The sequence below is a fragment of the Janthinobacterium sp. SUN073 genome, assembly GCF_030397665.1.
Classification (GTDB): domain Bacteria; phylum Pseudomonadota; class Gammaproteobacteria; order Burkholderiales; family Burkholderiaceae_D; genus Janthinobacterium.
In genome coordinates this window covers 1-26023 of the sequence record NZ_JAPUBT010000017.1, presented here as the reverse complement: position 1 = coordinate 26023, position 26023 = coordinate 1, and the positions used below count along the sequence as shown (strand labels likewise).

The 26023-nt window shown below is 62.7% G+C and carries 20 protein-coding genes and 1 riboswitch; of the genes, 9 read left to right on the top strand and 11 right to left on the bottom strand.

The window, feature by feature from the left end; translation table 11 throughout:
• Positions 1-21: 21 nt before the first annotated feature.
• Positions 22-597: a TMEM165/GDT1 family protein gene (locus O0882_RS27825; RefSeq protein WP_099760947.1), complete on the bottom strand. Its 576-nt coding sequence runs from the start codon at positions 595-597 to the stop codon at positions 22-24.
• A 9-nt stretch (positions 598-606) separates the two neighbouring features.
• Positions 607-788: riboswitch (yybP-ykoY riboswitch) on the bottom strand.
• A 145-nt stretch (positions 789-933) separates the two neighbouring features.
• Between O0882_RS27825 and O0882_RS27820 the strand changes: the two genes are divergently transcribed.
• From O0882_RS27820 to O0882_RS27810, 3 genes are all read left to right on the top strand, one after another.
• Positions 934-3327 carry a M1 family aminopeptidase gene (locus O0882_RS27820; RefSeq protein ID WP_289953276.1) on the top strand — a complete coding sequence of 798 codons (2394 nt, stop codon included), beginning with the start codon at positions 934-936 and terminating at the stop codon, positions 3325-3327.
• A gap of 118 nt (positions 3328-3445) precedes the next feature.
• The gene (locus tag O0882_RS27815) at positions 3446-5305 is read left to right on the top strand and encodes a M1 family metallopeptidase (protein WP_289953274.1); all 1860 of its coding nucleotides are present in this window, start codon (positions 3446-3448) and stop codon (positions 5303-5305) included.
• 22 nt (positions 5306-5327) lie between these two features.
• Entirely contained in the window at positions 5328-6965 is a 1638-nt protein-coding gene (locus O0882_RS27810; RefSeq protein WP_289953272.1) for a serine hydrolase, read from the top strand.
• A gap of 41 nt (positions 6966-7006) precedes the next feature.
• Here O0882_RS27810 and O0882_RS27805 read toward each other — a convergent pair whose 3' ends face one another.
• Together O0882_RS27805 and O0882_RS27800 are read right to left on the bottom strand one after the other, a co-directional pair.
• Positions 7007-7837, bottom strand: coding sequence for a methyltransferase (locus O0882_RS27805; protein WP_289953270.1), 831 nt, complete (start codon positions 7835-7837; stop codon positions 7007-7009).
• 77 nt (positions 7838-7914) lie between these two features.
• Complete coding sequence (locus O0882_RS27800) at positions 7915-8574, bottom strand: pyridoxamine 5'-phosphate oxidase family protein (RefSeq protein ID WP_289953268.1); 660 nt, start codon at positions 8572-8574, stop codon at positions 7915-7917.
• Positions 8575-8680: 106 nt separating this feature from the next.
• Here O0882_RS27800 and O0882_RS27795 point away from each other — a divergent pair, with 106 nt between their 5' ends.
• Entirely contained in the window at positions 8681-10165 is a 1485-nt protein-coding gene (locus tag O0882_RS27795) for a PLP-dependent aminotransferase family protein (RefSeq protein ID WP_289953267.1), read from the top strand.
• Positions 10166-10180: 15 nt separating this feature from the next.
• Here O0882_RS27795 and O0882_RS27790 read toward each other — a convergent pair whose 3' ends face one another.
• The 7 genes from O0882_RS27790 to O0882_RS27760 all read right to left on the bottom strand — a co-directional run bounded on the left by O0882_RS27790 (position 10181) and on the right by O0882_RS27760 (position 18441).
• Positions 10181-10960, bottom strand: coding sequence for a spermidine synthase (locus O0882_RS27790; protein ID WP_289953266.1), 780 nt, complete (start codon positions 10958-10960; stop codon positions 10181-10183).
• A gap of 163 nt (positions 10961-11123) precedes the next feature.
• Entirely contained in the window at positions 11124-12428 is a 1305-nt protein-coding gene (locus O0882_RS27785) for an ATP-binding protein (protein WP_289953265.1), read from the bottom strand.
• A gap of 14 nt (positions 12429-12442) precedes the next feature.
• Positions 12443-13795 (bottom strand): sigma-54 dependent transcriptional regulator, encoded by a 1353-nt coding sequence (locus O0882_RS27780; protein WP_289953264.1) that lies wholly within the window; start codon positions 13793-13795, stop codon positions 12443-12445.
• Between the two features lie 28 nt (positions 13796-13823).
• The gene (locus O0882_RS27775) at positions 13824-15059 is read right to left on the bottom strand and encodes an FtsX-like permease family protein (RefSeq protein WP_289953263.1); all 1236 of its coding nucleotides are present in this window, start codon (positions 15057-15059) and stop codon (positions 13824-13826) included.
• Between the two features lie 30 nt (positions 15060-15089).
• Positions 15090-16400 carry an ABC transporter permease gene (locus O0882_RS27770; RefSeq protein ID WP_289953261.1) on the bottom strand — a complete coding sequence of 437 codons (1311 nt, stop codon included), beginning with the start codon at positions 16398-16400 and terminating at the stop codon, positions 15090-15092.
• Between the two features lie 9 nt (positions 16401-16409).
• Entirely contained in the window at positions 16410-17138 is a 729-nt protein-coding gene (locus O0882_RS27765; RefSeq protein ID WP_289953259.1) for an ABC transporter ATP-binding protein, read from the bottom strand.
• Between the two features lie 37 nt (positions 17139-17175).
• On the bottom strand, positions 17176-18441 hold the full coding sequence (locus O0882_RS27760; protein ID WP_289953256.1) for an efflux RND transporter periplasmic adaptor subunit: 1266 nt from the start codon (positions 18439-18441) through the stop codon (positions 17176-17178).
• A gap of 225 nt (positions 18442-18666) precedes the next feature.
• Here O0882_RS27760 and O0882_RS27755 point away from each other — a divergent pair, with 225 nt between their 5' ends.
• Positions 18667-20250, top strand: coding sequence for a DNA mismatch repair protein MutS (locus tag O0882_RS27755; protein ID WP_289953255.1), 1584 nt, complete (start codon positions 18667-18669; stop codon positions 20248-20250).
• Between the two features lie 9 nt (positions 20251-20259).
• Here O0882_RS27755 and O0882_RS27750 read toward each other — a convergent pair whose 3' ends face one another.
• Entirely contained in the window at positions 20260-22185 is a 1926-nt protein-coding gene (locus tag O0882_RS27750) for a phosphoethanolamine transferase (RefSeq protein WP_289953254.1), read from the bottom strand.
• A 425-nt stretch (positions 22186-22610) separates the two neighbouring features.
• Here O0882_RS27750 and rpsL point away from each other — a divergent pair, with 425 nt between their 5' ends.
• The 4 genes from rpsL to O0882_RS27730 all read left to right on the top strand — a co-directional run.
• Positions 22611-22994, top strand: a complete 384-nt coding sequence (gene rpsL / locus O0882_RS27745; protein ID WP_010394376.1) for a 30S ribosomal protein S12 — start codon at positions 22611-22613, stop codon at positions 22992-22994.
• 152 nt (positions 22995-23146) lie between these two features.
• Positions 23147-23617: a 30S ribosomal protein S7 gene (rpsG, locus tag O0882_RS27740; protein WP_010394377.1), complete on the top strand. Its 471-nt coding sequence runs from the start codon at positions 23147-23149 to the stop codon at positions 23615-23617.
• A 108-nt stretch (positions 23618-23725) separates the two neighbouring features.
• Entirely contained in the window at positions 23726-25831 is a 2106-nt protein-coding gene (fusA, locus tag O0882_RS27735) for an elongation factor G (protein WP_289953253.1), read from the top strand.
• Positions 25832-25903: 72 nt separating this feature from the next.
• On the top strand, positions 25904-26023 hold a 120-nt coding region (locus O0882_RS27730; RefSeq protein WP_017452634.1), incomplete at its 3' end, for a GTP-binding protein.

Genomic DNA, 26023 nt, shown 5'->3' with positions numbered 1-26023 from the left:
CATGCATGTTGCCGACATTGGTCAGAAGCCCAGGGCCGCGCCCGCGCCCAGCAGGGTCGCCACGCCCAGCACGGCAAACACCAGCGCCGCGATGCCGTGTACCAGACGCAGCGACACGCGGTTGGCGATCTTGTCGCCCAGGTAGACGGCCGGCACGTTGGCCAGCATCATGCCGAAGGTGGTGCCCAGCACGACGGAAACAATGTCGTGGTAGCGCGCCGCCAGCGCCACGGTCGCCACCTGCGTTTTATCTCCCATTTCCGCCATGAAGAAGGCGATCAGGGTGGTCAGGAAGACGCCATACTTGGCCAGCTTCGTCTCGTCTTCGTCGAGCTTGTCGGGGATCAGGGTCCAGGCCGCCATTGCCAAAAAGGAGACGCCGAGTACCCAGCGCAGTACGTCGGGCCCCAGCATGCTGGTGATCCAGGCGCCGACGGCGGCGGCAAACGCGTGGTTGGCGACGGTGGCGACGAAAATGGCCAGCACGATGGGCAAAGGCTTGCGGAATTTGGCCGCCAGCAAAAAGGCCAGGAGTTGGGTTTTGTCGCCGATTTCAGCGAGACCGACGATGCCGGTGGAGATGAGGAATGCTTCCATGAGATTGCAAGAGGTACGCGGGCCGGACGAATTAACCAATGATCCATGGGCGACTCCGGCCCATGCGGCCGCCCTGGATCAATGGTCTCGTCAAGTTCTGCAACCACCTGCACCATGGCCTGCGGGCCAATTATGTTGATACAGGTTCCCGCGGCATGACCGCGGGACGACTACTCCCCAATGTTCGAGGCGCATCATACGCCAATGCCCGTGCCGGCGCCAGTGCTGCCGGGGCATGGCACTGGCTGGTGTGTGGGACTTCCACAACAATGAGCGCTTTGCAAACAGACTCGACTTAGAATGCAGTCTGTCCACGACTCCCAGATGGAATGCGCCATGCCGGTCCTTGTCCGCTTGCTTGCCTTGTGCCTGACCTTGTTTGCTCCCTTGCCCGGCCTGTGCGCCGCCGCGCCCTTCGACGACAAGTTCCGCCAGCTGGAAGAATTGCTGCCCACGCCGAATAACTACCGCACGGCGTCCGGTGCGCCGGGCCACGCCTACTGGCAGCAGCGCGCCGATTACGTGATCCGCGCCACCTTGGACGAGGCGCGCCGCGAAATCACGGCCAGCGAGCAGATCACCTATCACAACCGCTCGCCGGACAGCCTCGCGTATCTGTGGCTGCAGCTGGACCAGAATGGCTTGCGCCAGGATGCGGACCAGCGCCGCGTATTGAGCGCGCCGTCGCGCCAGGCCTGGCTCAGCGGCACCGAAGAGGAAGCGCTGAAATTCGAAGACTTGCGCGCCCTCCATGCGGGCCGCGAATTCGACGGCGGCTTCAAGCTCACCGCCGTGAAAGCGGCCAGCGGCAAGCCGCTGCCGTATGTGGTCAACCAGACCATGCTGCGCATCGATTTGCCGGTGGCGCTGGCGCCCGGCCAGAGCATCAGCTTTGGCATCGACTGGTCCTACAAAATCAATGACCAGAAGGTGCTGGTCGAGCGCTCCGGCTATGAATATTTTGAAGACGACAAGAACACGATTTTCCAGATCGCACAGTGGTTTCCGCGCATGGCCGCGTATTACGACGCCGTTGGCTGGCAACACAAGCAATTCCTCGGCTCCGGCGAATTCACGCTGGAATTTGGCGACTACGAACTGTATCTGACGGTGCCGGGCGACCATGTGGTGGCCGCCACGGGCGAGCTGCAAAATCCTGCCAGCGTGTTGAGCGCGGTGCAGCGCGAGCGCCTGGCGCAGGCGAAAAACAGCAATACGCCGCTGCTGGTGATCACGCCCGCCGAAGCGCTGGCGGCGGAAAAGGGCCGGGCGGCGGGGATGAAAACCTGGCACTTCAAGGCGGCCAATGTGCGCGACGTGGCGTGGGCGTCGAGCCGCAAGTTCATCTGGGATGCGCAGGGGCTAAATAGCGGCGGCAAGCGCGTGATGGCCATGTCGTACTATCCGAACGAGGGCAACCCGCTGTGGCAGCAGTACAGCACGCGCGCCGTCGTGCACGCCATCGAACAGTACAACAAGTACAGTTTCGATTACCCGTATCCGAACGCGATTTCCGTCAACGGCGCCGTGGGCGGCATGGAGTATCCGATGATTGCGTTCAATGGCGGGCGCCCCGTGAAGGACAAGAAGACGGGAGCGCTGACCTATTCGAAGACGGCAAAATATGACCTGATCGGCGTGATCATCCATGAAGTGGGCCACAATTATTTTCCCATGATCGTCAATTCGGACGAGCGCCAGTGGACGTGGATGGACGAGGGCCTCAATTCCTTCCTGCAGTACCTGGCCGAGCAGGCGTGGGAAGAGCATTTTCCGTCCTGGAATGGCGAGCCGCGCAAGATCGTCGACTACATGCGCAGCCAGAACCAGGTGCCCATCATGACCAATTCCGAGTCCTTGCTGCAGTTCACGGCGAACGCCTACGACAAGCCGGCCACGGCCCTCAACATCCTGCGCGAGACCATCCTCGGGCGCGAACTGTTCGACTTCGCCTTCAAGCAATACGCCTTGCGCTGGAAGTTCAAGCGGCCCACGCCGGCCGACTTTTTCCGCAGCATGGAAGACGCTTCCGGCACTGACCTGGACTGGTTCTGGCGCGGCTGGTTCTATACCACCGACGCGGTCGACATCAGCATCGACGGCATCAGCGAATATGGCGTGAGCACGAAAAATCCGGAAACGGAAAAGGCGTGGAAGAAGGCGCAGAAGGCGGCGCAGCCCATCTCGATCTCGGACCAGCGCAACAAGGCGCTGCCGAAGAAGGTGGAGCTGGACCCCGCGCTGAAGGATTTCTATAACCGGCACGATGAATTCACGGTCACCAACAAGGACCGCAACAGCTATGCGGAAGAGCAGGAAACGCTGGAGCCATGGGAAAGAAAACTGCTGGAGCAGCATAATATGGGCAAGCATCTGTACCTGGTCGATTTCTCGAATCTCGGCGGCCTGGTGATGCCGCTGATCCTGGAAATCGAACTGAAAAGCGGCAAGAAGATCATCGAGCGCGTGCCGGCCGAAGTGTGGCGCTATGCGCCGCACAAGATCAGCAAGGTCATCGTCACGGACGAGCCGATGGTGGGGCTGGTACAAGACCCGTACTGGGAAACGGCCGACATCGACACCAGCAACAACGCCTGGCCGAGAAAAATTACGCCGTCGCGCCTGGAACTGTTCAAGCTGGACCGCGACAAGAATAACCTGATGAAGGATTTTAATACGCCGCTGAAGGCGCCCGAGGCCAAGCCGGAAGCCAAGAGCGAGACGAAATAGGGAAAAAGCGCCGGCCAGTCCGGCGCTTTTTTCTGCCGGCCTGCGCCGGAAGTGCTATTCTGCGCGACGCCCCGGCGCACACGGACCGGGGCTTTCGCAAATCATTCAAAAGACGACCATGCAAACTTTGACCTTCCTGCGCGCGCTGGGCTGTGCGCTACTTTGCCAGGTGACCCTGGCAGCGCACGCCGATCCCCTCAGCTACGCGCGTTACGACCAGGTGCGTACGCGCGACCTGCAGCTGGACCTGAAAGCCGATTTCAAGCAAAAGACGCTCTCCGGCTATGCCGAGCTGTCCTTGAACTGGATCGATCCGGCGGCGCGCACGCTGGTGCTCGATACGCGCGATTTGTCGATCGCGAAAGTGCAGGTACAGGACAAGCGCGGCGCATGGCAGATGGCGCCGTACCAGCTGGACAAGGCCGACCCGGAAAAGGGTCAGGCGCTGCGCATCACCACCACGGGCCAGCCGGGCAAAGTGCGCGTCTATTACCATACGGCGCCGAACGCCATCGCGCTGCAGTGGCTCACGCCGCGGCAAACCATGTCGGGCAAGCTGCCTTTCATGTTCAGCCAGTCGCAAAGCATCAACGCCCGCTCGTGGGTGCCATCGCAGGATACGCCGGCCGTGCGTTTTACCTACAGCGCGCGCATCGAGGCGCCAGCGGGCATGCGCGTCGTGATGAGCGCCGAGAATGACGAGAAGGCGACGGGCAAGGGCGGCTGGAAATTCAGGATGCCGCAGCCGATTCCATCGTACCTGCTGGCCATTGCCATCGGCGAACTGGAAGTGCGCAAACTCGGCCCCCGTTCGGCCGTGTATGCCGAGCCGCCGCGCATCAAGGCGGCCGAGTACGAGCTGGCCGACACGGAAAAGATGATTCAGGCAGCCGAAGCGCTGTACGGCCCGTATGGCTGGGGGCGCTACGACATGATCGTGCTGCCGCCATCGTTCCCCTACGGCGGCATGGAAAACCCGCGCCTGACCTTCCTCACGCCGACCATGATCGCGGGCGACCGCAGCCTGGTCGACCTGATCGCGCATGAACTGGCTCACTCGTGGTCGGGCAACCTGGTTACCAACGCGTCATGGAAGCACATGTGGCTCAACGAAGGTTTCACCACCTACGTCACCACGCGCATCGTCGAGCAGCTGTATGGCAGCGAAGTGGCGCAGATGGGCGTGCAGGTCGACCAGGAAGAACTGGCTGCCTCGATCCGCGAATTGCCGGCCGCGAAAACGGCGCTGATCACGCGCGACGCGGACGCCAATCCCGCGGAAACGTATACGGATGACGGCATCATTTATCCGAAGGGCGCCTGGTTCCTGGCCACCATGGAGCGCCGTGCCGGCCGCGCCGTGTTCGATCCTTTCCTGCGCGGTTGGTTCGACCAGCACGCGTTCCAGAGCGTGACGACGGAGCAGTTTATCGCCTACCTGCGCAAGAACCTGCTGGCGCAGCATCCGGACGTGATGCCGCAAGCGGAACTCGATGAATGGCTGTATGGCACCGGCGTGCCGGCCAGCGCGCAGCGCGTTGTCTCGCCGCGCCTGGCGCTGCTCGACCAGCACCGTGACGCCTGGCTCAAGGGCGAGCTGTCCACCAAAGACCTGGGCATGGACAAGTGGATTGCCATCGAATCGATGCACTTCCTGAACGACATCAACAACAAGGCCAGCGCGGCGCAATTGCGTGAGCTGGACCAGGACTACGGTGTGGGCAAGAGCGGCAATAATGAAGTGGCCTACCGCTTCTATCTGGCCTCCGTGAACGCTGGCTACGACGTGCACCAGCCCTTGCAGGCATTCCTGATGAGCGTGGGTCGCCAGAAGTTCGTCGTGCCCCTGTACAGCGCCTTGATGAAGACGCCGCAAGGCCACGCCTGGGCCAAGGACGTGTATGCGCAGGCGCGCGAACGCTACCACCCGGTGACGCAGGAAAGCGTCGATAAATTGATGGCCGCGCAAGCGCATTGAACCTTATTTGGACATCCTGACCATGCATACCATGAACCGCCTCGCCGCCGCCATCGTGCTGGCGTTTTCGAGCATAGCCTTGCCGGCGCTGGCCTTTGACGCCGCCCCCGTCGTTGCCGCTGCGCCTGCCCCCGCGCCCGCCTTCGATCTTGAGCGCGACGTCGCCACCGCCCTGAAAGTGTTCGACGTACCCGGCATGGCGATCGCCATCGTCAAGGATGGCAAGGTCATCACCGCCAGGGGTTTCGGCGTACGCAAGCTGGGCGAACCGGCATCCGTCGACGCCAGGACGCTGTTCGAAGTGGCATCGAACTCGAAGGGTTTCACGGCCGCCGCGCTGGCCATGCTGGTCGACGAAGGCAAGCTGGCCTGGGACGATCCCGTCACCAAACATTTGCCCGGCTTCCAGATGCACGATTCCTACGTGACGGGCGCCATGACCATCCGCGACTTGCTGACGCACCGCAGTGGCCTGGGGCTGGGGGCAGGCGATTTGCTGTGGTGGCCCACCACCACGTTTTCCACCGACGAGATCATCGAGAAGCTGCGCTACATCCGTCCGGCCACGAGTTTTCGCAACAGCTATGCCTACGATAACCTGCTGTATATCGTGGCCGGCAAGATCATCGCCGACAAGGCGGGCAAGAGCTGGGGCGAGGCGATGCACGAACGCATCCTGGCGCCGCTGGGCATGACGGGCACCACCACCAGCCTGCTTGAAAACGCCGGTAACCCCGACGTCGCCAATGCGCACAGCAAGATCGACGGCAAGATCGCCGCCGTCAAATCGATGCCCGTGCCGAACGCCGTGGGCGCCGTCGGCATCAACACGAATGCGGAAGATATCGCCAAGTGGATGATGGTGCTGCTCGACGAAGGCAAGATCGCCGGCGTGAAAGACAAGGATGGCAAGGACGCGCGCCTGTTCAGCGAAAAGCAGAGCCGTGAAATGTGGACGGCGCAAACGCCGATCAAGATTGCCGAGCCTAAACCGTCGCTGGCCGCCACAAAACCGAACTTCAGCGCGTATGGCCTGGGCTTTCAGCTGCGCGATTACAAGGGCATGAAAGTGGCCATGCACGGCGGCGCGCTACAGGGATTTTATTCGCGCGTGGTGATGGTGCCGGAAGCGAAACTGGGTGTGGCCATACTCACCAATGCGGAAAATGGCGGCTCCATGACGGCACTGCAATGGCGCATCCTCGACCATTACCTGCAGGCGGCGCCGTCGGACTGGCTGGCGCTGGTGGCCAAGGTGGAGCAGGACCAGCATGCCGAAGAAGTCAAGAAGCAGGGCAAGGCGTCGAGCGCGCGCGCGGCCAAATCGCAGCCATCGTTGCCGCTGGCCGCGTATGACGGCGAGTATGAAGACGCCTGGTATGGCAAGGTCGTGATCAAGCCGGAAGGCAAAAAGCACATCCTCAGCTTCACGCGCACGCCGGACCTGACGGGCGAGCTGGAACACTGGCAGCACGACACCTTCATCGTGCGCTGGAAGGAGCGCAATTTCAACGCCGACGCCTACGTGACGTTCTCGCTCAATCCCGATGGCAGCATCGACAGGGTCAAAATGGCGCCCGTGTCGGCCGAGACGGATTTCAGCTACGATTTCCAGGACCTGAACCTGGCGCCGGTAAAGCCGAAGGAAGGCAAGAAGTAAAGCAGGAATCAGAAGGCCACCGTGAGGTGGCCTTCTGCACATTATGGCTTGACGAACTTCAGGGTCATGCGGTCGCTCTCGCCGATGGCCGTGTATTTGGCCCGCTCGACATCCTTGTTGGCGTAGGTCGGCGGCAACGCCCAGACGCCGCCCTGGTGGTCGGCATGGTCTTTCGGATTGGCGTTGATGTCGGACTTGGCCGCCAGCCTGAAACCTGCGCCTTCGGCCAGCTTGATCACATACGCTTCGTGCATGTAGCCGCTGCTGGCCGTGGCATCTTGCGCCTTGCTGGCCGGCAGGCGGTGCTCGACGACGCCGAATACGCCGCCCGGTTTCAGGCTGTCATACACTTCCTTGAACAAGGTCTGCATGCCTGCTTCGCCGATCGGTATCCAGTTGTGGATATTGCGGAAGGTGAGCACCATGTCGGCCGTGCCCTTGGGCGCGATGCGGTAGGTGGTGGGCGGCGCGAAGGCGCCGATTTCCACCTTGCCGAAAGCGGCCGGATTGGCGTCGAGTTTTTGCTGGAAGCGCGCCGCGCCGCGGCGTGCGCCTTCGCTGCTTGACTGCGGATCGTTGCCGGCGGCGATCAGCTTGCCATTCTCGCGCAGGTAGGGTGCCAGAATTTCCGTGTACCAGCCGCCGCCGGGCGCCAGCTCCACCACCGTCATGCCCGGCTTGATGCCGAAGAACGTCAATGTCTCATACGGGTGCCGGGCGCTGTCGCGTAGCGCGTTGGCGGGCGTGCGCGCACTGCCGGCAATGGCCGCCTTCAGGGCTGCGTCGCTGCTGTCGGCCGCCAGCACTGCGCCGCTGCCGCCGCAGGCCAGCATGACCGTCAGGGCCGCGGCCAGGGATACTCGCTTCATCATCATCTGCTCCATTCATGAGGGGGTCGATTGGTGGCGATCGCCATCAACGCCGATCATCGGGCAAGCACGCTGGCCGGTCAAGCGGATTCCGCCAGCCATGCGGCGGCATATGCGGGCATGTCGCTGGTATTGAGCGCATCGGCGATGGCCGCGCCACGGCCGTGCGTAAAAGGCAGTTCGCCCGTCCAGACGACGTGTGCCATGTCGCCCGCGTCGTCGAGCGGGCCACCCTTGCGCTGCTTGACGGCGCATTCGTCGAGCGCGATGCGCAGCACGGTGGTGGCCGCGTATTCCTTGGCGCTGCCGCCGCGCACCTGCGCCAGGCGTCCCGGCGCCAGCTTTTCCATCAGCGCATCCATGGCCGCATGCTGCTGGCCGATGTCGGCCACCTTGTCAAAGCGCCCGTACACCATCGCCGAGCGGTAGTTCATGGTGTGATTGAAGGCCGAGCGCGCCAGCACCAGGCCGTCGAGATGGGTGATGGTCACGCACACGTCGGTGTCGTTGACGAGTTGCTTGAGCATGCGGCTGCCGTTCGAGCCATGGATGTACAGGTGGCCGTCGATGCGCCAGCAGGCGGTCGGGATGCAATGGCTGCCCTTGTCGTCGCGGAAGGCGATATGGCACAGGAAGGCGGCGTCGACGATGGCATACAGGGTGGCTTGCTCGTAGCTGGCCAGTTCGGCGACACGGCGCACGCGGGTACGGGGGCTGGGAGGGAGGGCGATAGCGGTCATGGCGAAAATCCGGTTGGTTGAGGAAGCAGGCCGCACTATAATCGGCATCTGGCCCTGAAAAAAGATCCAGAAGTTAGAAATAATTTGGAGCCATAACGGGAGTCGCATGGATTATGCATTGCTGCTGAACGCTTTCGAACGCACGCACCGCGAGCGGGGCTGGTCGCGCCAGCGCCTGCTGCATGAATGCCTGCGCGCGGCGATCCGCGGTGGCCAGCTGGCGCCAGGTGCGCGTCTGGCCGCCACGCGCGTGCTGGCGGCGGAACTGGGACTGGCGCGCAATACCGTGCTGTATGCCTACGAGCAGCTGGCCAGCGAAGGGTTTGTCTTGCCGGACCGGCGCGGCACCGTGGTCGCCGGCAACGTTGGCCAGCCGGTGGTCGCGCCACCGGCCGGCAGCAAGGACGGCTTGTCGCGCCGCGCACAACATTTGCGCGGCGTGGCGGGACAGGATGTGAATGCGACGGTGGTGTTTCCCGCCGACGCGATGGGGGCGTTCGCGCCTGGCGTGCCGGCGCTGGACGAATTCCCGCTGGCGCAGTGGCGGCGCATGCTGGACCGCGCATGGCGCGCGCTGACGCCGCGCCAGCTCAATTACGGCGACCCTGCCGGTGAGCCGCAGCTGCGCATGGCCATCGCCGACCATTTGCGCGCCGCGCGCGGCGTCGTCTGCGATGCCGGCCAGGTGTTCATCACGGACGGCACGCAGAGCAGCCTCGATGTGTGCCTGCGCGCCTTTGCCGACCAGGGCGACACCTTGTGGATCGAGCACCCCGGCTATGGCGGCGCGCTGGCGGCGGGGCGTGGCGCCGGGCTGCAGGTGACGGGCATTGCCGTCGACATGGATGGCATCGCGCCGACGGACGACGACTGGAACGCGGCGCCGCCGCGCCTGATCTACACCACGCCATCGCACCAGTATCCGACCGGCAGCGTGCTCAGTCCCGCGCGCCGCATGGCGCTGCTCGAACGTGCCCGCGCCACCGGTGCCCTGATCATCGAAGACGATTACGACAGCGAATTTCGCCATGGCGGCCCACCCCTGGCGGCCATGCAGGGACTGGTGGCCGATGCGCCCGTCGTGTATCTGGGCACGTTCAGCAAGACCATGTTTCCGGCCTTGCGGCTGGCCTTTATTGTCGTGCCGTCAGGGCTGGCCGGGGCCTTCGCGCAGATGCAGGCGCAGGGCGCCACACGGGGGCGCGTGGCCGAACAGCTGGCGCTGGCCGAGTTCCTGCGCAGCGGCCTGTTTGCGCGCCATGTGCGTCGCATGCGTCGCCTGTATTGCCAGCGCCGCGACGCCTTGAGCGAGGCATTGCAGCGCCATGCGTGTGCGGGCGCGGTCATCCATGGCGGCACGGCCGGCATGCACCTGGCGCTGCGTTTTCAAGACGTGCAGTGGGATGACCTGGCGTTGAGCCGCCGCGCCGCGCAGGACGGCATCGTGGCGCTGGCGTTGTCCGCGCATGGCACGGGCGAGAGGAGGGGCGAGAGCGCCGGCTGGAACGGTTTCCTGCTCGGTTATGCGCAGGTGCCGGCCGAAAACATGGACGGCCTGGCGCGCCGCCTGGGCGCGCTGCTGCCGGCGTGATGCGGCGCTACGGCCTTACTGCTGGTCCTGCATCCACTGCTTCAAGCCGTTGACCCAGTTCTTGGCGGGCAGGTTGAATTGCTTCTTGATGGTGGCGGCGCGTTCGTACAAGTCGCTGAAATCGAGCGATGGCGATTTTTTGAAGGCCAGCACGACGATGTTTTCATCCTCCGTTTCCGGCACCCAGACGACGGCGTCGAAGACCAGTTCCATCGCCTGCAAGTTCTTGTCGTAGTTGGGGAAGTCGCCGAAGACATTCGTGCACATGATGCCGTCGTCCGTCAGGCAGTCGAAGCAGGCCCGGTAGAACTCGGGCGTGTCGAGCACGGGGCCGCGCGCCTCTTCGTCGTACAGGTCCACTTGCAGCGCGTCGACCGTGCCATGGTTGGCAGGATCGAGCACGAAGTCGAGCGCATTCATTTCGCGCACGTCGAGACGCGCATCGTTTGGCGGCAGCGCAAACTGGGCGCCGCAGATGGCGATCACGTTCGGATTGAGTTCGATGGCCGTGACCGTGGCATCGGGGAAGCGGCGGTAGCTGAATTTGGTCAGCGCGGCGCTGCCCAGTCCCAGCTGCACGATGCGTTTTGGCTGCGTCTTGAACAGCATCCACATCATCATCATCTGCACGTATTCGAGCTCGATGGCATCGGGTTTGTCCAGGCGCATGGCGCCCTGCACCCACTTGGTACCCAGATGCAGGTAGCGGATGCCGCGGTGTTCGGTGGTGGTGGCCGGCGGGTGGCCCGGGTGGCTGAAAGCGGTATGGCTGGTGGAGGTAAAGTCGGTCGTCATGGCGTCAGTGTAGCAGCCACATGAAAAAAGACGCCGCAGCGTCTTTTGGGAGGGGAGCGCAAGATTGCTTGCGGCGCCGTGCCAGGAAGCCCAATATCCCCGGGCCGGCCAGCATCATGGCATACGTTTGCGGTGCGGTGCGGCTCGGCAACCGGGGCAAGGTTCAGAAGGGAAGAATCAATGTCACCGCCAGTCCACCGCCTTCGCGGTTGGCCAGGGTGATGCGTCCGCCATGCGCCTCGGCGATCTCGCGCGCCAGGGCCAGGCCCAGTCCCGTACCGCTGCGCTTGGTGGAGTAAAACGGCACCAGCGCGTTTTCCAGCACGGCGCCGCTCATGCCCGGCCCCCGGTCGCGCACTTCGATGCGCAACTGGCCTTGCGCCTGGCTGACGTGCAGCCCGATGTGCTGGAGCTTGGAGCCGGACTCCAGCGCATTCTTGAGCAGGTTGAGCAGTGCCTGCTGCATTTGCGCCGCATCGAACACGGCGGCCTGCGTCGGCGGCGGGCCGTCGAGCGTGAAGGCCGCTTGCGAAGCCAGGCTGTCGAGGAAGGGTTGCCACTCGCACGGCGCCAGGCGCGGCGCGGGCAGCTTGGCAAAGCGCGCATAGCCGAGGATGAAGGTTTCCAGGTGGCGCGTGCGCTCTTCGATGGTGGCGAGGATTTGCGGCAGGCGCTCGGTCTGGCCGCGGCGTACCAGCTCGGCGCCGGAATGGGCCAGCGAGGCCAGTGGCGCCAGCGAGTTGTTGAGCTCATGGCTGATGACGCGGATCACCTTTTTCCAGGTCTGCACTTCCTGGCGCCGCAGTTCCAGCGTCAGCTGGCGCAGCAGCAGCAGCTCATGCTTGCGCCCGTTCAGGCTGAAGCTGCGCCGCGCCAGGTGATACACCTCTTCCTGTTCCCCTTCGCCGCTGGTAAACAAGCCGTCGTTGCGGCGCGCCAGCGCCTCGGCCAGGGCCGGCGCCGCCTCGCGCACGATGTCGGCCAGGTGGCGTCCTTCGAGCCGGCGGCCGTGGTGCAGCAACTGGCGCGCGGCCAGGTTGGCGTAGACGATGGCGCTGCCTTCGGCCACCAGCAGCATGGCCACCGGCGTGTTTTGCACCATGGTGTCGAGCAGCAGTTCGCGCTGCACCAGGTCCAGGCGCTGCTTGCGCAGCACGTTGCCCAGCGCATTGTGGGCCGCCACCAGGTCGGCCAGTTCATCGTTCTGTGGCCAGCGCAAGCTGAAGCCAAAGTCGCCGTCCTGGTAGCTGGCGACCGTGCCGCTCAAGGCGCGAAACAGCGACAGCATCGATTGCAGCTGTGCGCGGATGGTAATGACGGCCACTGGCAGCACGCATAGCAGGGTACCGGCCAGCACCAGCAGCGGCTGGCCTGGCAAGAAATGCGCGAGCAGCAGGGCGATGACGATGCCCAGCACCAGCAAGGTGACGATCAGCGCCGTCCAGCGCGTGAGCAGGGAGAGGCGCATGGGGCGGTATGCCATCAGCCGCGCGCGATGCCCAGGCGTTCCATGCGCCGGTACAGCGCCTGGCGCGACAGCCCCAGTTCCTGCGCCGCCTGCGCCACCACGCCGTGCGTGCGCGCGAGCGCCGCGGTGACGCTGTCGCGGTCCGGTTCCGTCGCGGCGCCATCCTGCTGCACGCGCAGCGATGGCGCAGCCGCCAGCGGCAAGCCCGTTTCCTGCGCGCCGATCACCGGGCCGGCCGTCAGCAGGCTGGCGCGCTGCATCACATTTTTCAGTTCGCGCACATTGCCCGGCCAGCCGTGCGCCAGCAGGGATGCCTGCGCCTGCGCATCCAGGGTTTTTTCGCTGCCCAGGAAATGCCGCGCCAGTACCAGGATGTCCAGCGGGCGCTGCGCCAGCGGCGGCAGGCGCAGTTCGATCACGTTCAAGCGGTAGAACAGGTCTTCGCGAAACGTGCCCGCCTTGATCATCGCCGGCAGGTCGGCGTTGCTGGCGCTGATGACGCGCACTTTCACTTGCCGCTCGCGGTTCGAGCCGAGGCGCTCGAAGCGTCCCGTTTCCAGCACGCGCAGCAGTTTCATTTGTCCGGCCAGCGGCAGGTTGCCGATCTCGTCGAGGAACAGGGTGCCGCCGTCGGCCGCGTCGAACTTGCCATCGCGCGCGCGCGTGATGCCGGTATAGGCGCCCGCCTCGGCACCGAATAGTTCCGCCTCGATCAGCTCCACCGGCACGGCGCCGCAATTGAGCACCACGAAGGGACCGCTGGCGACCTGCGAATTGGCTTGCACGATGGCGGCGATGCGCTCCTTGCCGCTGCCGTTCGGCCCCGAAATGAGCACGGGCACGTCGGCCCGCGCCACCTGGCACGCCAGGTGCACCACTCTTTCGGTGGCCGGGTCTTGCCACACCATGCCGCGCAAATCGAAGTCGTGTTCCAGCGCGTGGCGCTGGCGCTGCTCGACCACCACGCGCTGGCGCAGCGCGCGGTTGGCCTGTCCCAGTTCCAGCAGGTTCTGCACGCTGGCGATCAGGCGCCGGTCATCCCATGGCTTGGCCAGGTAGTCGGCCGCGCCGGACTTGATCAGGTCGACGGCCGCGTCGAGCTGGGTCCATGCCGTCAGCAGGATCACGGGCAGGTCCGGGTAGCGCGCGCGGATGGCGTGGAACAGCGCGCTGCCTTCCTCGCCCGAGGTGGTGTCGGCCGTGAAGTTCATGTCCTGCACCACCAGGTCGATGGCGTGCCGTTCGAGCAGTTGCAAGCCCTCCTCGGGCGAGGCGGCGCGCACGGCGTCGATCTCGTGCAGGGAAAACAGCACGTCGAGCGCGATGGCCACGGCGGCATTGTCGTCAATAATCAGTACGGTAGGCATGCGCGCAGCATATCACTCAGGTGCCGCTTCAGGTACTGCGGGTGGCCGTGGCCGGCGAAATGCTGGCCGCGCGCCAGGCCGGGCCGTACACGGCGCCCAGGCCCAGCAGCCAGAAGACGGCCGCGCCACCAAGCAGGTAGGGCAGGGGCAGGCGCGCCATTTCCAGCTGGCTTACCAGCAGCTGGTTCAGCGCCAGGGCCAGCACCACGCCAGCAGCCACGCCGACGCTGGTGATCATGAAATTCTCCGTCAAAAAATAGCGCAGGATGTCGATGCGGCGCGCGCCCAGGGCACGCCGCACGCCGATCTGCTTGCGCCGCTGCGTCACCCACAGGCTGGCGATGCCGACGATGCCGCTGGCTGTCACCAGCAGCAGCAGGGCCGAGACCGTGATCAGCATCCACGACATCGCGCGGTCGGCGCGGTAGCGCGTGTCGCGGTCTTCATCGAGCGTGCGCAGGCGCACGATCAGCTTGTCCGGCGTGGCTGCGCGGATGGCCTGTTCGGCTTCTTTCATCACGCGGTCGCGCTGACCCGCTTCGGCACGGATGGTCAGCAGGGTATCGCCGTCGCCCGTCAGGCGTACGGGAAACAGCACCGAATACTCTCCCTTGTCACCCACTTCCGCACCCTGGCTCTGCAGCCGCTCGACGACGCCGACGACTTGCAATTGCTGCGCTCCTTCGCCGGTACCCAGGAAGAGGGGCATGCCCAGGGCACTGCCGCCACCAGGATGGATTTTCTCGGCCATCGCCCGCGTGACGATGACTTGCGGGGGGAATTCTTCCGTCACGTTCTGGTCGATTTCGACGATCTCGCCTGGCGTGAAGTCGCGTCCTTCCAGCAGCTTCAGCCCCCAGGTCCTGATCAGGGAATCGGGCGTGATATACACGGCGGCAACGGCGGAACTATTTTCCTGCTTGCGGCTGGCGGCGAAGCCGCTGTTGCTGCCATTGCGCGACAACGGCACCTGGCTCACCTGCGCTACCGAGACGACGCCCGGCACGGCGCGCGCGGCCGCGGCCAGGCGCTTTTGCAGCGCGAGTTCTTCGTTGTGCCCCAGCGGGCGCAGGTTGCGCGCCAGCAGGTGGAAGACGTCGCCCTCCGCCGCCACGCCGCTGGGTCGCGCCGCCACTTCCTGGCGCACGTTGACGATATGCAGGGCATTGGCCAGGATGGCCAGGCTCAGGGCTACTTGCACGGCGACCAGGATGGCGCCGGTTTTGCTGCGCATCAGCGCAGACAGGATGGGTCGGATTTCCATGGTGATCCTATTCGTGTGCGGTCGATTCTGTCATTGGGATTTGAGCTGGATGGCCGGCGTCACCTGGCAGGCGCGCCAGGTCGGCAGCAGGCCCGCCAGGATCGCTGCGGCCACCGAGATGACGAAGGTCATGGCCAGCATCACCCAGTCCATGTGCGCGGCGACGGTCAGCTGCTTCGACTGCATGCCGATCAGTGCCAGCGCACCGAATGACAGCAACAGTCCCAAAATGCCGCCGGCCAGGCCGATGACGGTGGTCTCGACGAGGAACTGACGGAAGATATCGCTGCGCGAGGCACCCAGTGCGCGGCGGATGCCCACCTCGGCGGCGCGGACCGAGAACTTGGCCAGCAGCAGGCCGATGGTGTTGACCAGGCACAGGGCCAGAAAACCGAAGGCAAGCCAGGCCGACAGCTTGTTGTCATTACCCACCACGCGCAGGTGCACCAGCCATTCATCGATGCTGAACAAGCGGTTGGGCGCAGCGCGTTTCAGGCGGCCCAGCTTGCGCTGTTCCTGCGCATAGCTGTCGAGGTAATTTTGCAATTCGCCGCGCTGGCCGTCGTTGGCCATCTCGAACCAGAACTGCATCCACGTGCATTCCGAATCGAGCGTGCCCTGGTAACCCGGCTCTCGGTTGCCGCTGCAGTTCATGCTGCCGTTATGGCTGCTCTGGTGGCGGATCGCGCTGGTAAACGGGATGAAGTAACTTTCCTCGCTGCCAAAGGCGCCGCTGCCGATGATGCGATGGATGCGCGGCACGGGTTCCCATTTATCGAGCACGCCCGTGATCTGGTATTGGAAACCCATGAGCGTCATGCGCTGGCCCACAGGATTGCTGTCGCCGTACAGCTTTTCCGCCAGCTTGCGCGACAGGACGATGACGTCGGCACCGGCGGCATCGTCTGCCTCGCTCCATGGCTGGCCATGCAGGAAGGGCGTCTCGAACATGGGAAAGAAGTCGCGGTAGGCGGCCAGGCCTTGCGACGTGAAGGCGCCGATGTCCTTGCGCTGCGGCTCGATGGCGCCGCCCACGCCGTACATGACGCTGCGCCGTTCGCCCAGTTTGCTGTTCTGGAAATTGACGGCGTCGCGGTAGCTCAGTTGGTCGTCGCCCGTCTTTTTTCCCGGCGTATAGCCGGAGAGGGAACCGTTGTCGACCAGCGGCACAAACATGCGGCCATTCTTGTGCGGCAGGGGATTGCCCGACATGACATGCAGGATGGTCAGGGTAGAGATGCTGGCGGCCACGCCGATGGCCAGGGTCAGCACCATCAGTGCCGTCAGGGCAGGGTTGCGGCGCAGGCTGCGCAGGCCGAGCAGAAAGTAGTACTGGAACATGGGCGATCCTCAGACAGTGGCGGCGTTGCTGCCGGCTTTGGCCTGGCTGCTGGCCAGCGTCGGCCCCTTGTGCGCCAGGTCCGACACCTGGCCATCGATGATGTGCACGTTACGCTGCGAGCGCAGTGCCAGTTCGGGATCATGCGTGACCATCAGGATGGTGGTGCCTTGCGCGTTGATGTCTTCCAGCAGTTCCATCACGCCGCGCGCCATCTGCGTGTCCAGGTTGCCGGTCGGTTCATCGGCCAGCAACAGTTTGGGCGAGCCGGCCAGCGCGCGCGCGATCGCCACGCGCTGCTGCTGGCCGCCCGACAATTCGGCCGGATAGTGTTTCATGCGCGACGCCAGTCCCACCTTGGCCAAGGCATCCTCGATGCGTTCGCGCCGCTCGGCGCTGTTGAAGCCCCGATAGCGCAGCGGCACGTCGACGTTGTCGAACAGTGACAGGTCGGGGATCAGATTAAAACCCTGGAAGATGAAGCCGAGTTTTTCATTGCGCAGGCGCGAGCGGGCATTGTCGTTCATGCCCTTCACGTTGACGCCGTCGAGGATGTATTCGCCGTCGGTGAATTCTTCCAGCAGGCCAGCGATGTTCAGAAAGCTCGTCTTGCCGGAGCCGGACGGCCCCGTGACGGTGACGAACTCACCTTGTTGCACATGGATGTCGAAGCCGCGCAGCGCGTGCGTTTCGATCATGTGAGTGCGATAGACTTTGTTCAGGTTTTGCATGCGCAGCATGGAGGGCCTCTTGATGGAATGGAGTGGGTGCAGCTGACTAATTGAGGGAAACGCGGGCCGCGTTCTCGAACGCTTCCGTGCCGGCGACCACCACCTTGTCGCCCAGCTTCAGGCCGCCGAGGATTTCCACGGCCGAGACGCTGGTGGCGCCCATCTTGATGGGCGTGCGGATGGCCACGCCGTCGCGCACGACATAGGCGTAGCGGCCGCCTTCTGCCTCGACGAAGGGGCCGCGCGCCAGCATCAGCACATTCGGCTTTTCGTCGATCAGCAGGCGTGCCGTGACGCGCTGGTTCTGGCGCAGGCCGGCCGGCTGTTCGCCGTTGAAGCGCACGCGCGCCAGCACCTGGTTTTTGACCACTTCGGGCGACAGGGCCGAGAGTTTGCCCGTTGCCTTGATGGCGCCCGTTTCGATTTCCGCGCTCATGCCCAGGCCGATATCGGCCACATACGTTTCCGGCACTTCCAGCTCCACTTCCAGCTGCGACAGGTCGACCAGGGTCATCAGCGCCGTATTGGCTTGCACCACGCTGCGGTTGGCGACCGACAGCGTGCCGATGAAGCCGTTGACGGGGGCGCGCACGGTCAGCTCGTCGACCCTGCGCTGGGCGTTGTCACGGCTCAGGCGCTGGCGTTCCAGTTCATTCGCCTTGGTTTTCAAGGCCAGGGTCACGTCTTCGCTTTCCAGGCCCGCCGCCTGCGAGGCGTGCTTGCTGCGGATGTCGGCGGAATTCAAGGCATCCTTGGCCTTCTGGTAATCGATCTTGGCGATGATGCCCACCTGCGCCACGCTTTCATAGCGTTCCAAAGTACGCTGTGCGGACAGGCGCTCGATCTCCGCCGTATCGGCTTCACGGCGCGCCAGCAGTTTCTGCTTCTTGGCCAGGATCTGCTGGCGCGCCACCTCGGCTTCCAGTTGCTGCACGCTCGATTGCTCGCGCTTCAATGCGTCGGACAGGTCAGGCGATTCCAGCACGGCCAGGATGTCGCCCTTGTTCACCGTGTCGCCGGCCTTGGCCTTCAATGTCACGGTCGCTACCGTGGTCGAATACAGGGTGGGACTGATGGCGGCCACCACGCGGCCGTTCACGGCGGCGTCGCGGATCAGGGTGCCGCGCGTGACGTCGGCGATGCGCAGGCGGCTGCTGTTGACGGAATGCTCGCTGTTGCGCCAGCCGGCAATGGCAGCGATGGCGGCGCCAATGACGATGACGGCGCCGGCCAGCAGCAGGGCACGTTGCTTGTGGCGCTGGCCCGGCGGGGCGGACAGGACGGCGTCTTGAGAGGAGGTATCGCGGATCATGGTCAGGTCTCGTGGAGAATGCCTTTTCCAATGCACGATCCATGCCAGTTATCAAGTCGTTGATTTGAATGGGAATTATTTTGACCGTCCGGCTGTCCGCCGTGTCCGTGCTGTCCAGGCGGTGTCCGCGTGCGCATGGATCTTGATATTCTGGCAATCGACCTGATCTGCGGCCCATGCAGTGATGGCGCGCGGCGCCATGCTGGTCCCCTTCTTTGGAGCATGATGTCGCCTTCGCCCTCCCTTTTTGCCCGCCTGGGCCCCTGGCTGCGCCAGTTTGCCAGCCTGCCCGAGCCGGCGGAATTCGATTACCCCTTTGCCCGCAGCGACATTGCCATGTTGCAGCAGGTCGAAGCTGGCCCGGTCCAGCTCGATGAACAGACCTGGGACGAAATGCTGGTCGATGACTACCATATGCAGCTCGCCGATCAGACCAGCATTCTTGGCCAGCAGCGATTGCATCAGCGCCTGGCCGGCGGCACGGCGGACGCCGCCTCGCGGGCGCGTATCGCGGCCTTGCTGGGCGCGCCGGCACAGCAGGCGGTGATCGAGCAAGCCATGCGGCCGCTGCGCACGGCAGACATGGAAGTGGCGGCGCTGCTGTGCGGTGCAGCGCCGCCAGCACCACCGTGGTGGAGCCGCTGGCTGCTGCTGCCGACACTGGCGTTGTTGGTGTCGCTGCTGGCCGCGTGGCTGTTTGCGCCGCTGGCATGGGCCGTCGCGGTGCCCGTCTGGCTCCTGCTGATGGCGTTGCAGATGCGTTTTTACGAGCGTTGCAAACCGTGGGAGCGCAGCGTCTTTACCTTGCAGCAGATACTGCTGGTGCATGGTCGCCTGGGCGCGCTCGATACGGCGTTCACGGCAGATCTGCGAGAAGGTGGGCGGGCTGCCGGCGTGATCAACCGCCAGATCACGCCAGTACGCTGGATCAAGATGATTCCCCTGCTGAGCGAATATGATGACTGGCTCATGCTGGGCAATATCCGGCGCTACTTCCACAGCCTGCGCGTGGTGCGGCGCGAACGCGCCTTCTTGCGCCAGAGTTTCCTGCTGCTGGCCGACCTGGAGGCGGACCTGGCTCTGGCGCGCCACCTGCGCGGTCGCGCACAGTTTTGCTGGGCGCAGGAAGCCGATGCGCGGCAGTTGTCGCTCGATGCCATGGTGCATCCGCTGCTGGACGGCGCCGTGCCGCTGTCGCTGCAGCTCGATGGCCGCGGTGCCTTCATCTCGGGCCAGAATGCCATCGGCAAGAGTACCCTGTTGCGCGGCGTGGGGTTGAACCTGATCAGTGCGCGCGCCTTCGGCTTTTGCTATGCGCAGGCGGCCCAGGTGCCCATGCTGCCCCTGTATTCGAGCATGCAGAACGAGGACTCGCTCGATGGCGGCGAAAGTCTCTATATCGCCGAATTGCGGCGCGCGCGCGAATTGCTGGCGCTGGCAGAAGCGGGGGCGCCGGCGCTGTTCCTGATCGACGAGATTTTTCGCGGCACGAACCACCTCGAATCGGTGGCGGCCGCGGCCGCCGTGCTGCATTCCCTGGCCGCGCGCCACCTGGTGATCGTCTCGTCGCACAACCTGGTGCTGGGGCCGCTGCTGGAAGACTGCCTGGCGCCGTGGTGCGTGCGTCGCGATGACGGGGGCGCACTGCTGCTGGCGCCCGGCGTGCTGCAGGCCACCAACGGCATCGCCCTGCTGGCGCAGCGCGGTTTTGACGCCGGTATCGCGGACAAGGCGGGGCGCGTCTTTGACTGGCTCAGCACGCACATGGCGCAACCGGCCGATTGCGGCGGCGTCCTCGAACGGGCCTGATGGCCGCCCTTACTTGTCCTGCTTTTCCGGCGTGCTCTTGTCGATCACTTCGCGGCAATCGCCACGGATGATGGCGTTGTCGTAGTTGGTCCAGCCGTAGCTGTCGACGTAGCGCTTGTGCTGCTTGAAGCGGGGACTGGCGATGCTCCATTCGGGCTGTTCGCCGGCAAAGCGGATGTCGCCCAGGTCGAGCAGCGTGTGGAACATGTTTTCGGTCGACAGGCGCGCCTTCTGATGGCGCCGCAGCTGCGTCACCTTGTCCGGATAGTGCTGCTGGAATTGCGGCGAATACCAGACGAAGGCGGGCACGTGGAATTCGAACTGCGTGTTGTGGCCATGGAAGGCCAGGCGGCAGGTGCCGTCGTACAGGGTCTGGCCATGATCGGCCACGTAGACGAGCGAGCTGCGCAGGGCGGTGCGCTGGCCATCGTCCTTCAGCATGCCGATCACGTTCGACAGGAACCAGTCCGTGTACAGGATGGAACTGTCGTAGCTGTTGTTGAGCTGTGGCTTGATGGCCGTGTCCGTGTAGACGGGCTTGTCGACGCCAAACAGCGACGGCTGCCACTTGTCGAATTGCTTGGGGTAGCGCTGGCTGTAGTTCCAGTGGCTGCCCAGGGTGTGCAGCACGATGAGTTTTTTCGGCGCCGGGTCGGCCAGCGCATTCTTGAACGGGTCGAACAGGATCTGGTCGAAGTTCGAATTGTTGGTAAAGCCGCCCAGGTTCAAAAATTGCACCACGTCCGCTTCCTTGGCAAACACGGACACGGGCGTGTCGAACTGGCCGAAGGAAATCTGGTTCGACAGCCAGTAAGTCTTGAAGCCCGCTTCCTTGTAGGCGGTGAGGAAGGATTTTTCCGAGAAGCCATCCTTGAGGCTTTGCGTGGCCGGCTTGCGCGAGATGATGACGGGCACGGACAGGCGCGTGGCGGAAACGGCCGTGATGACATCGGCCAGCGGCACCAGGTTGCTTTCCTGTTTCAGCAGGGGATTGGTGTCGCGTTCGTAGCCGTTCAGGCTCCAGCGGTCGTAGCGCGACGATTCGCCGATCACCATGACCACCACTTCCGGATGGGGATCGGGCTGTTGCTGGTGCGCGCCGAAACGGAAGCTGCTGCTTTTCTGTCCGAGCTCGGCCAGGTACTTGCGTTCCTTGTAGAAATCGAAGCCGCGCGCGGCCAGGCCGAATGGCCAGGAATTGCTGACGGTGTCGAAGGCGTAGGGCAGGCGCGCCCAGTGGGGCAGGCTGGGCCAGCCCAGGCCCGTTTCGTCGGCGCCGGCGATGCTGGCGTTCTCCGGCTTGCTGCTTTCCTCGTCTTCTTCGGCCGTTTCGTCTTCGGCCGAGCTGGCGTCGCCGAAGCCGGAGGCGCCCGCCTTGCCGCTGGCCGCCGGCCCGCCGGCTTTGGCGGACGCGGGCGCGCTATGCAGAACCTTGGCCTCGAAACCGAATTCGTAGCCATACCACCAGAAGCCGCCCAGCAGGATCAGCAGCACGAAGGCGGCGGGGCGCGTCTTGCCGCGCCAGTCCAGGTCGCGCGTGCGCGTGGCGGCAAACCAGCCGAGTGCGCACCAGGCGATCACGCCCAGCATGACGGCGCCCATCAGCCACACTTTTTGCCCGAGGAATTCCATCGCTTCCTTGGGGCTGGTTTCGAAGATGATGCCCAGGTGGTGCGTGGAAATACCCTGGCCATAGAAAATGAACAGGTAGATTTCCGTCGGCAGGGCCAGGAAGGCGGGCACCAGCAGCCAGTGGAAGTACGCTGGGCGCTTGAAAACGCTCCAGACGGCCAGCCAGGCCAGCAGCTCGAAGGTGAGCATCTGCCAGGGATGCTCGAGCGCACGCCCCAGCAGCGCGGGGACGAAGGGCACGGCCGTCAGCAAGGCATACGTCAGGAGCAGGAACAGAGTGGCGGGGCGAAGCAAGGAGCGCATAAAGGAGGGCAGCGAAAAATGTCCGCTATTATCAATCCTTTTGTTGTCTTGTGGTCGTACAAGAATGCGCGCGTCCGATGCTTGGTTGCAGAGAAAGAATGCCAAATCATCAAGCGCCGCGAGGTGCCGGCGTCTGCGCGCCGCAGCCAAAGATTAGTCAAAATGCCACAAAAGTGCCGCTTTTTTGCCTTTTTTTATAGCAAAAAGCGGTAAACTGATTGACCCCCTGTAACACAAGGTCTAAACTAGCGAGTTCTCGATTTTATTCTGCTCATCGTTTACGTATTGCTTGGCATTTCTTGGCCGCTCCTTATCGAGTGGCTGCGGGCGCCTCCGGTGCGCAGTAGATGGAAGCGGGACGAGGTTTTAGTCGCCGGGCATCTTGCCCGGGTTATTAATCGTAGTTTTTTGTTGGATTTATAACGATGCCAACCATCAATCAATTGATTCGCAATCCACGCGTCGCTTTGACCGTGAAGAGCAAATCGCCGGCGCTGGAAAACAGCCCGCAAAAACGTGGCGTTTGCACACGTGTTTACACCACGACTCCAAAGAAGCCTAACTCGGCTCTGCGTAAAGTCGCTAAAGTTCGCCTGACCAATGGTTTCGAAGTCATTTCGTACATTGGCGGTGAAGGCCATAACCTGCAAGAGCATAGTGTTGTGCTGTTGCGCGGCGGTCGCGTCAAGGATTTGCCGGGTGTGCGTTACCACATGGTTCGCGGTGCTCTGGATACCCAAGGCGTTAAAGACCGTAAGCAATCGCGTTCGAAGTACGGTACCAAGCGCGCTAAAGCAGGCAAGAAGTAATAAGTTGTACGCAGCAAACCCAAGTTTCGCTCAGTGGCAACTAGCTAAGTGAATGTAGTCGACCGCATCTGGTCGAGTAAGTGGAAGACTATGATGGTCGTCCGCGAGTGTGCGAAGAACGCGCGCTCAACTGAAGATTGAAAGGAATTGATATGCCACGTCGTCGTGAAGTACCCAAGCGCGAAATTTTGCCAGATCCAAAATTCGGCAACACTGATGTCGCTAAATTTGTAAACGTGCTGATGCTGTCCGGTAAGAAATCGGTTGCAGAAAACATCATCTACGGTGCTTTCGAGCACATCGCAGCAAAATCGGGCAAAGATCCGCTCGAAGTTTTTGCTACCGCAATCAACAACGCCAAGCCGCTGGTTGAGGTGAAATCCCGTCGCGTCGGTGGTGCAAACTACCAGGTGCCGGTCGAAGTTCGCCCAGTCCGTCGTATGGCTCTGTCCATGCGTTGGTTGCGTGAAGCTGCTAACAAGCGCAGCGAAAAATCGATGCCACAACGCCTCGGCGGTGAGCTGATGGAAGCGGCTGAAAGCCGCGGCGGCGCGATGAAAAAACGCGACGAAGTCCATCGTATGGCTGAAGCGAACAAAGCGTTCTCGCATTTCCGCTTCTAATATAAAGCCAGCTACCGCAAGGCGGCTGTCAAGCATCTGTTGTTCGAGGCCGGGCTCATTTTTGCAAAAAAATGCTGCTCGGTTTTGTCCATTCATTTAGGATTAATTATGGCCCGCAAGACCCCCATTGAGCGCTACCGCAATATCGGTATCTCCGCTCACATCGATGCAGGTAAGACGACCACCACCGAGCGCGTTCTGTTCTACACGGGCGTGAACCACAAGCTGGGCGAAGTCCATGATGGCGCTGCCACCACCGACTGGATGGCGCAAGAGCAAGAGCGCGGCATCACGATTACCTCGGCTGCTGTTACGTGCTTCTGGAAGGGCATGGCAAACAATTTCCCTCCGCATCACATCAACATCATCGACACCCCAGGTCACGTTGACTTCACCATTGAAGTAGAACGTTCGATGCGCGTGTTGGATGGCGCCTGCATGGTTTACTGTGCAGTCGGCGGCGTGCAGCCACAATCGGAAACGGTTTGGCGCCAGGCTAACAAGTACAAAGTGCCACGTCTGGCCTTCGTGAACAAGATGGACCGTACCGGCGCCAACTTCTTCAAGGTCTACGATCAGATGCGTTCGCGCCTGAAGGCCAACCCAGTGCCTATTCAGATGCCTATCGGCGCTGAAGACCTCTTTACCGGTGTTATCGATCTGGTCAAGATGAAAGCGGTCATCTGGGATGACGCTTCGCAAGGCATGAAGTTTGAATACGGCGAAATTCCTGCCAACCTGGCTGCTGAAGCTGCCAAGTGGCGCGAAAACATGGTTGAGGCCGCTGCTGAAGCGTCCGAAGAACTGATGAACAAGTACCTGGAAGAAGGCGACCTGTCGGAAGACGAGATCAAGGCTGCCCTGCGTCAGCGTACCATCGCCAGCGAAATCGTTCCAATGCTGTGCGGTACCGCCTTTAAAAACAAGGGCGTACAAGCCATGTTGGATGCGGTCATCGAGTATCTGCCATCGCCAATCGACATTCCACCTGTCCCAGGTCTGGACGAGGACGAGCAGCCAGTTGAGCGCGCAGCTGACGACAATGAGAAATTCTCGGCATTGGCGTTCAAGATCGCAACCGATCCGTTCGTCGGTCAGTTGTGCTTCATCCGCTGCTATTCGGGCACGTTGAATTCGGGCGATTCGGTCCTGAACTCCGTGAAGCAGAAGCGTGAGCGTATTGGTCGTATCGTGCAGATGCAAGCCAATGAGCGCGAAGAAATCAAGGAAATGCGCGCTGGCGACATCGCTGCCGTCGTGGGTCTGAAAGATACCACCACTGGCGATACGCTTTGCGACGAAAAGGCAAGCGTCGTTCTGGAGCGCATGGTCTTCCCCGAGCCGGTGATTTCGCAGGCAGTCGAGCCAAAAACCAAGGCCGACCAGGAAAAAATGGGCCTGGCGCTGAACCGCCTGGCAGCAGAAGATCCATCGTTCCGCGTGCGTACCGATGAAGAATCGGGCCAGACCATCATCGCCGGTATGGGCGAGTTGCATCTGGACATCATCGTTGACCGCATGAAGCGCGAATTCAACGTTGAAGCGACCGTCGGCAAGCCACAAGTGGCTTACCGCGAAACGATCCGTAAAGTGTGCGAAGAGTCGGAAGGCAAATTCGTCAAGCAATCGGGTGGTCGTGGTCAATACGGTCACGTGGTTCTGAAGATCGAACCGCAAGAACCGGGCAAGGGCTTCGAATTTGTTGACGCGATCAAGGGCGGTACCGTTCCTCGCGAATACATCCCTGCAGTTGAAAAAGGTGTGCGCGACACGCTGACTTCGGGCGTGATGGCTGGTTATCCAGTTGTTGACGTTAAAGTCACGCTGTTCTTCGGTTCGTACCATGATGTTGACTCGAACGAAAATGCATTCCGCATGGCCGCTTCGATGGCATTCAAAGATGGCTGCCGCAAAGCATCGCCAGTCATCCTGGAGCCGATGATGGCCGTGGAAGTGGAAACGCCGGAAGACTACGCCGGTACCGTGATGGGCGATCTGTCGTCGCGTCGCGGTATGGTGCAAGGCATGGATGAAATTGCTGGTGGTGGCGGCAAGATCATCAAGGCCGAAGTGCCTCTGTCGGAAATGTTCGGTTACGCCACATCGTTGCGTTCGTCGACCCAAGGTCGTGCGACTTACACGATGGAATTCAAGCACTATGCTGAAGCACCTAAGCATGTGACTGAAGCGATCGTAAGCTCGAAAGCTAAGTAATAGAAGTTCCGGGCCGGCTTTCACGAGAATGCCGGTCCCTACATTTAAATCATTGTTCTAAGGAAGAATAAAATGGCAAAAGGTAAATTCGAACGGACCAAGCCGCACGTCAACGTCGGCACCATCGGCCACGTCGACCACGGTAAAACCACGCTGACCGCTGCAATCGCAACGGTTCTGTCGAAGAAATTC

What these genes read in the sequence shown, in the direction of transcription:
- O0882_RS27825 (WP_099760947.1), bottom strand. Translation starts at nt 597, where the DNA reads ATGGAAGCATTCCTCATCTCCACCGGCATCGTCGGTCTCGCTGAAATC.
- O0882_RS27820 (WP_289953276.1), top strand. Translation starts at nt 934, where the DNA reads ATGCCGGTCCTTGTCCGCTTGCTTGCCTTGTGCCTGACCTTGTTTGCT.
- O0882_RS27815 (WP_289953274.1), top strand. Translation starts at nt 3,446, where the DNA reads ATGCAAACTTTGACCTTCCTGCGCGCGCTGGGCTGTGCGCTACTTTGC.
- O0882_RS27810 (WP_289953272.1), top strand. Translation starts at nt 5,328, where the DNA reads ATGCATACCATGAACCGCCTCGCCGCCGCCATCGTGCTGGCGTTTTCG.
- O0882_RS27805 (WP_289953270.1), bottom strand. Translation starts at nt 7,837, where the DNA reads ATGATGAAGCGAGTATCCCTGGCCGCGGCCCTGACGGTCATGCTGGCC.
- O0882_RS27800 (WP_289953268.1), bottom strand. Translation starts at nt 8,574, where the DNA reads ATGACCGCTATCGCCCTCCCTCCCAGCCCCCGTACCCGCGTGCGCCGT.
- O0882_RS27795 (WP_289953267.1), top strand. Translation starts at nt 8,681, where the DNA reads ATGGATTATGCATTGCTGCTGAACGCTTTCGAACGCACGCACCGCGAG.
- O0882_RS27790 (WP_289953266.1), bottom strand. Translation starts at nt 10,960, where the DNA reads ATGACGACCGACTTTACCTCCACCAGCCATACCGCTTTCAGCCACCCG.
- O0882_RS27785 (WP_289953265.1), bottom strand. Translation starts at nt 12,428, where the DNA reads ATGCGCCTCTCCCTGCTCACGCGCTGGACGGCGCTGATCGTCACCTTG.
- O0882_RS27780 (WP_289953264.1), bottom strand. Translation starts at nt 13,795, where the DNA reads ATGCCTACCGTACTGATTATTGACGACAATGCCGCCGTGGCCATCGCG.
- O0882_RS27775 (WP_289953263.1), bottom strand. Translation starts at nt 15,059, where the DNA reads ATGGAAATCCGACCCATCCTGTCTGCGCTGATGCGCAGCAAAACCGGC.
- O0882_RS27770 (WP_289953261.1), bottom strand. Translation starts at nt 16,400, where the DNA reads ATGTTCCAGTACTACTTTCTGCTCGGCCTGCGCAGCCTGCGCCGCAAC.
- O0882_RS27765 (WP_289953259.1), bottom strand. Translation starts at nt 17,138, where the DNA reads ATGCTGCGCATGCAAAACCTGAACAAAGTCTATCGCACTCACATGATC.
- O0882_RS27760 (WP_289953256.1), bottom strand. Translation starts at nt 18,441, where the DNA reads ATGATCCGCGATACCTCCTCTCAAGACGCCGTCCTGTCCGCCCCGCCG.
- O0882_RS27755 (WP_289953255.1), top strand. Translation starts at nt 18,667, where the DNA reads ATGTCGCCTTCGCCCTCCCTTTTTGCCCGCCTGGGCCCCTGGCTGCGC.
- O0882_RS27750 (WP_289953254.1), bottom strand. Translation starts at nt 22,185, where the DNA reads ATGCGCTCCTTGCTTCGCCCCGCCACTCTGTTCCTGCTCCTGACGTAT.
- rpsL (WP_010394376.1), top strand. Translation starts at nt 22,611, where the DNA reads ATGCCAACCATCAATCAATTGATTCGCAATCCACGCGTCGCTTTGACC.
- rpsG (WP_010394377.1), top strand. Translation starts at nt 23,147, where the DNA reads ATGCCACGTCGTCGTGAAGTACCCAAGCGCGAAATTTTGCCAGATCCA.
- fusA (WP_289953253.1), top strand. Translation starts at nt 23,726, where the DNA reads ATGGCCCGCAAGACCCCCATTGAGCGCTACCGCAATATCGGTATCTCC.